General features: G+C 35.2%; 4 protein-coding genes. All 4 read right to left on the bottom strand.

Annotation, left to right across the window (positions count from 1 at the left end):
* Positions 1-104: 104 nt before the first annotated feature.
* On the bottom strand, positions 105-1,553 hold the full coding sequence (locus A5875_RS17240; RefSeq protein ID WP_141108359.1) for a serine hydrolase: 1,449 nt from the start codon (positions 1,551-1,553) through the stop codon (positions 105-107).
* Between the two features lie 8 nt (positions 1,554-1,561).
* Positions 1,562-3,808 carry a Mur ligase family protein gene (locus A5875_RS17235; RefSeq protein ID WP_254911906.1) on the bottom strand — a complete coding sequence of 749 codons (2,247 nt, stop codon included), beginning with the start codon at positions 3,806-3,808 and terminating at the stop codon, positions 1,562-1,564.
* A 24-nt stretch (positions 3,809-3,832) separates the two neighbouring features.
* Complete coding sequence (locus tag A5875_RS17230) at positions 3,833-5,629, bottom strand: CapA family protein (protein WP_176244743.1); 1,797 nt, start codon at positions 5,627-5,629, stop codon at positions 3,833-3,835.
* Positions 5,630-5,646: 17 nt separating this feature from the next.
* The coding region (locus tag A5875_RS17225; protein WP_176244742.1) for a glycosyltransferase at positions 5,647-6,761 on the bottom strand (1,115 nt) is incomplete at its 5' end.

Here is a 6,761-nt window from a genome sequence, read left to right as displayed (position 1 = left end):
TGATACCACATGTATTCAAACATATTTTTAACTGTCCCCTATGCCGAACTAAATCTTGTTATCTTAGTTAGCGTAGCCAGCAATTTACAGGGAGTATCATTGAGCTACTTAGATTGTAATTTTTCACCAACTACTCGAGCTATAACTTTTGCTGCTGTATTTGAGCTCGGCAATAATAATAAATGTAGAATATCTAAAAGACTAACTTGATCACCTGCAATCAACTCAGGTCCACTCCCACCTATAATATCTGATGGAATCAAGGTGATTACTTGACGTAGATCTTTGATATTTTCTAAAAGTAAAATAGCGGTCATTATTTTAACTAGAGACGCAGGTTCGATTTCTTTCTCTGGATTCTTCTCACAAATTAGTTTTATCGGCTGATTTGTGTAAAAAAATGGATTTCCATTTGGTATCTTTATAATTCCTGCTGTTTCTGCATTTGGAAAATTGAATAACTCTGTTTTACCAACACTATCTGTTAATTTAGCCATATCCACTATTCTTCTAACGGCTTCAAAGCGGTCCTTATCCCTCTTAGCTCCAAATATTACACTTAAATAAAGATTATTGCTTTCATCTGAAACTAGAGCAGTAACATTTAGAATTTCACCCCCGACAGTTCCTGTTTTTCCACCTAAAAGCATATATTGTTGCTCTAATTCTGAATTCTGAACCGTAGTTTTAATGGTTAAAGATCTAGAGTTATGACCGGAAATGATCATCTCATGCTTTTTCTTTCCCCAAATGTTTAGAAGCTCATTAAATCCTGTCGCAAACAAACCAAGTTTGAGAAAATCTTTCACTGTTGTCATTTGCCCTTTCGCTCTAAACCCATTAACGTTTTTAAAGCTAGTTTGACTCAATCCAAGCGCCATCGCTTTTTTATTCATTTCATCAATGAAAACCTTAACTGGATCCTTTTTAGTTTGCCCATTAATCACATTATTAGATACGGATTTTCTTGATAACAAGAATGAAAAGATATCCTTATCGGTCAAATATGTTGCTTCACTAGCCTGTAATGCAGGAAGGACTTTATAAAACTCCATTGCAGATGGCTCATTTCCTGAACCATATAACTCAGTAAGATCGTACAATGAAAGTTTCCTGATCTGACCTGCTCCATTTGCAGAACCGATACTTCCCACAAACATGTTTCTTGATTGGTGCCAGTCTTTTGAAGCCTCAAGATTTATAATAACAGTTTCATAATCCCCATTTTTACTCTTGCGACGAAGCCCTATTCCTGAATCACAATTATTAAATGCTCCATTAAAATAAACACCGAATAATCCACGTAAATATTTCACAACTTTTACATCAAAGATCAAGAAGTAAGTATGCCCGGGATGAAGCTCCAATTTTTGGTTTACTTGGGAAGAAAATGTTGAATCCATCGTTAAGTTTGGGAAACCTAACTCGTCTTCCACAATAGAAACTTGCCCTGAATTAATAGGCCAGTTTTGAAGGCCATCATTCCACCATGCGTTTTTTATCTGATTCGGAATACTACTAAGACATCTTTCACCATATGATAAATGACTCATTGACAATTTCACCTCACATTTCCTTCTTGTTTGATAGACTCTTTTTCCAGCATATCCACAACATCATAGAATCTAATTCCTGCCGATCCCTTGACGAAAACCAAAGAATCTTCAGTGATAGATTTTTTTATTTCTTGTACTACATCCTCTTTTGTTTCACAGTGAACAACATTACGACTAACTAATTCAACAGATTTGAATGGCTCTCCATAAAGAATCACTTTATCAGCATTTGCCTCATTTATCGCTGGTTCAAGTCTCTTGTGTTGCATGACACTCTGACCTTGAAGATCGGCTACTTCTCCCAAAACAAGTAACTTAGTCCCTGTATAAAACTTCTTTTTACTAGCAAAATGATTGATCCCATTGATTGTTGCCTCGATAGAACTATTGTGGGTATCATCAATCAAAGTTATTTCAACTCCATTGATTCTTTGTTGCTTCGGTTTTAAAATACGCTCAAAGCTCTCATACTCACTAAACTTATAAGCATGCTTTTCTGCTGAAAATCCGATACATTCCAAAGCTAACAATGACCCCATAGCATTCTGAATTTGTCCATCACTGTCCGTTTTTAGTACAAAGCTGACTTCTTTTTCAAATAGAGAGAATGTTACCTCTGTTCCATATTTCATAACCTTCTTGTTTTTGACGTAGCAATCAAGTCCTGTATTTTCTATGCTGTACATATAGATTGTCAAATTCAATGATTTCGCTGTTTTAATAAATTCCCTCAAATACTCTGGATCAATGTCGCCATTAATGACGGCATAACCTCCTTCTTTGACGCCATAAAAAAGCTGTTTCTTTACTCTGAGATTACGTTCTATACCTGTGGCGGCGTGCGCACTTCCAAAAGATGTAATTATGGCGACATCTGGCCTCCAAAGATAGGCATTATTCCCATAACCAAGTGAATTCATAGCCGCTGCTGCACCCTCAAAAACAATGAAATCATAATTATTACTTATCTCCATGCTTAAGCTGAATGTAGGGTAGTGAAGATTAGCGTTCGAATAATTTTCCCAAACGCTTCCTTCATCTTTCAGCAAATGACTCATCATCAATCTTGTAGAAGATTTCCCGGCACTCCCCGTAATTCCAATCAACTTCCCCTTATATATCTCACGCATATAGGAAATATAATCGTGACAAAATTGAAGTGTCTCCGGAACAATGAATTGTGGAATAGTCTCTTGCAGCTCCACTATTGGTTCGTCTGTAATTATTAGAGAAATCCTATTTTTACTTTTGGAATTCATAATGGCAGTATTTGAATGAATATTTCTTGAAGTATAGGGAATTAATGAACGATAGTGTTCAGCTTTTAACGATACTATGCCCACATTTTCCATTCCTCTAATTTCAACCATAGGCATATCCAATGCCATATGATTTACTTCAAGTGGTTTTTTTAATAACTTTTCATTTAAGAAGTATCCTTCAAAATTTGAACTTAACCATTCATTAAATGGAACATTTCTTTTTTCCTCTTCAAGCTGATGCGAGAGAAATTCATCATCTATTTCTATTTCATTTAACGCGGTTTGGACCGTATCCTCTATTGAATCTCCATTGATCACCAAACTGCATTCAATTATTTGACCATTTTTTTTAAAAAGGAAGCCATCATTTTGCTTCGTTCCCCAAAAAATACTGGAAATAATCGTATTGTCAAAGTTCATATCCATTGGAGGATCCAAGACCTTATCATGTATGATATGTGTCCTATTTTTAATAAAGTAATGACTAATAGGCTTTAACTCCAAGAACGCTAATCCGATTTTGTAATAGTCATAAATATTAGTAAGTTGAGTTTCCTTATTTCGGCCAGTCGGTGCCAGCCTTGAAAAAACTGACACATTTAATTGAACAGCTAATTGATTTAGCTTCTTTCTAGTATTTTCCCAACCATCATAGACTGCAAATAATGCAGTAATGCAATCTGGTGCATTAAACGATATTGCTTGATTTAGAATTTCAGAAAGAAGCCGCTTTTCACCCCATAAACTCTTTGTTGATCTCAGAGTACCGAACTCGTTTTGTACTTCTTTTGGAAAAATAACCTCTTGATCAGGAGATAGCTCACCACTTTCGAAGTCTTGTAAAATTTTCAAATATAATAGAAGATGCATCGTTCCCCATGGAGAACAGCGATTACCCTTTGGTCTTTTATTTAAAATTCTTTCTGAGGTAAAAACTAATTTTGATTTCCTAAGCAGAGCATTCTTCCTATAATTCTTGGATCTAATCACCAAATTATTCTCCTCTTTCACAGATTAAAATTTTATCTCCAGCTCTAGATAATTGCTTTTAGTGTCCCACTTTGTAAGATTTGATTCCTCACGTTCAAAAAATTGAACCACTTCAGAAAAATCTTGCTGGCTTACAAAATCTGGCTGCCATTTCGTTTCACGATTATTTGAATAGATCGGTCTTAGGCAAAGCTTCATTTTTTCTTTACAGACTTTTAGCTCAGCGATCATGCCATATGGCACAGATTGTGGATAACCGTCATATTCACCATCGCTATTAAAAAATCCATTTCCGATGCTATAGATTATAGGTACGCCAGAAATTTCATCAATTTTTTGAAGCGTATGTGGTCCATGACCTATGACTAAATCAGCTCCGGCCTGAACGATTTTCTTAGCTAGATAAGTTTGTAGTCTTGATGTCATAAGAAAATCAACACCCCAATGCGGTGATACAATCACAAAATTATCAGGATTCTGTTCTTTTTCCCACCGTACTTGTTCAAGCAATACACCATCAAGACAATTCACTCCCGCTTGATCAACACCAGGATAAAAATCAAAATAACGATAGTTTCCTTGTCGATACCAATAAGCATTGAAGATGACAATCTCACGATTACTCGTCTTGATTCGCAACGGCTTCGCCGCTTCTTTCATGTTTTCTCCGATACCCGTGAAAGCAATATTGTTTTCAATCAGTGCTTTTTTCGTTGAAACAACACCTTCCTCTCCATAATCGGCTAAATGGTTATTTGCTAATAACAAAGAATGGATGTTAGCATTTTTTAGTGCGTTGATTGTTGGTTCAGGATAACCTCCTAAGACAAACTTTTTAAGCTCCCATAATCTGGATTTCATCCGATCTTCAACAAGAGCAGCTTCAAAATTCGCGATATTTAGGGTAGATTCTGTTAAGTACTTTCTTAAAGGATTGAAACAATAATCGTACCCCTCTTCAATCAAAGGGTCCCATCGTTTTACCTTGGCCCTTCGATCTGAATAAAACTCTCCGGGATAAGTGTCACCAATAATATTCAGATTAAAGCTTTCAGCATCAATTCTATAATCTACTTTTCTGCTTTCTAAATACTCTGATTTTGACAGTGGCTTTTCATTGAATAAAAGACAATCCACCAAATAATCTCGTGTATAGACATTTGGTGCATTCACCACAATAACCAAATGCCTGTCTTCTCCATTAGTTTTTATCCCCATGGCATTGTAAGGGTTATCCCAAGACAATACTTGATCCAGATTCCCGCTTTTAACCGAAAAATTACTCGATAAAATATGCTTACTTTTAAAAACCATTTCTGTCGTACTTAACATTTTCAAGTACTCTGACCTTAGACTTGCTAATTTTTTCCCAAGGGCAATCAAATCATCCATAATATAGTATTGTTCTTTAGAAGTCTTTTTCCCGGAAACATTCTCTAAACAAGGTGACGGAGTATCTGTTTTGTATTTATCAAAGTAATAACTAATTTTTTTTCTCGATTTTTCTTTTATCATTTTTACCAACGCGAAAATTGTTGAAGTCTTTTGTGTGATAATTGCTAACTGAATCAATTCTAAGGCCAGATGCTCCTCTCCCTCAGAAAAGAATAGCGAACCATCAAGTTTAGCTTCCTTTTCAATAAAATTATCAATGGTTATTTTGTCTGTTGGAAGTATTTTTCTGGTTTCCATCAACTTTAAAAATGTATAAATAATATATTGAGGACCTAATCCTTTATCTTCGAAAATGACTGGAACTCCAATCCAATTTGATAGTTTATCTGTATTCAGATCAATTTTTATTCCTTGAAAGTTATTCATTCGTCCAATACCCTTCTCTAAATAATTAGTTGATTCCATTTGTTCTTGATGATTTCCTTAGAAAAATCTTTTGATTTATCAAAGGACCGTTTTGAAAAAGCAGCATATTCAGAAGGATCACTAACGGTCTCGATCACTTTATCCGCTAACTCCTCAATACATCCATTTGTCACTAGATATCCAGAGGTTCCCGAATCAATCATTTCTTTTGGTCCATAATTGATATCATAAGAAATTGCTGGAATCCCATATGAAATCCCCTCTAAAAGTGCCAAACAAAATCCTTCATAGCTGCTTGTTAACAAGATGGCATGCATTTTCTTGTATTCATCATCCAGCTCAACTAAATAACCCCGAAATTTTACAGCCTCACTTAGGTTTAATTGCTTAGTTAGACGAATAAGCTCTTTTTCAGTTTTAAAGCGCTCGCGTGCATCACCAAAACCAAAAAGATGTAACTCTGTATTTGGTATAAGAGAATGCACTTTTTTAAACGCCTTGATCACATGGTCCAATCTTTTTTCTGCATAATATCGTGCAACAACTCCGAGTCTTATCGTTATGTCTTGCTTCAAAATTGCTCTTTTCTTACGTATATCTTTTCTAATTCCTACTGGAATGCAGACAAACTTATTCTCATTACCAAATCGAGTGACGAGATCATTTCTCTGCCGTTCAGTCGAACATACAATAGAATCGAATTGGTCTAAATGATTAAAAACTTCTTTATAGACCCCAGATATATTTCCTATTTTCGGATCAAATCCTGAATAGTGCTTACTATGGAGAATAGCTATTCTTTTCCCTACCTTTGTAGCTTTCAATAATGAAGCAGCCACAAGAACATTTTTGTCTGAAATCGCTACATCCTGATTTGTTAATAGTTCATCGAGAAAAAGAGTAATCAAATCCTCTTCATTTTTAAGACATAATTTTTGTTTTTTATGATGTATTCGAATTTCTGTTTCTACTTTATTCTGGTCATAATGATTAACCTTTTCCAAACATGTTTTTCCTTTTGGTGAGAAATAAGTTTCGGAAAGTACTTTTTGATCATCATCCAGCAAACTCTCGCGAGAAAGAAATCCTCTAGAATCATATAAATGCCGCTTTCTCTTCTTTCCTTCCGCAT

Origin of the sequence: Enterococcus sp. 3H8_DIV0648, from assembly GCF_002140655.1 — a bacterium.
GTDB lineage: Bacteria > Bacillota > Bacilli > Lactobacillales > Enterococcaceae > Enterococcus_A > Enterococcus_A hulanensis.
The sequence above is the reverse complement of the archived record's forward strand: the minus strand, read 5'-3'. Positions and strand labels throughout refer to the sequence as shown.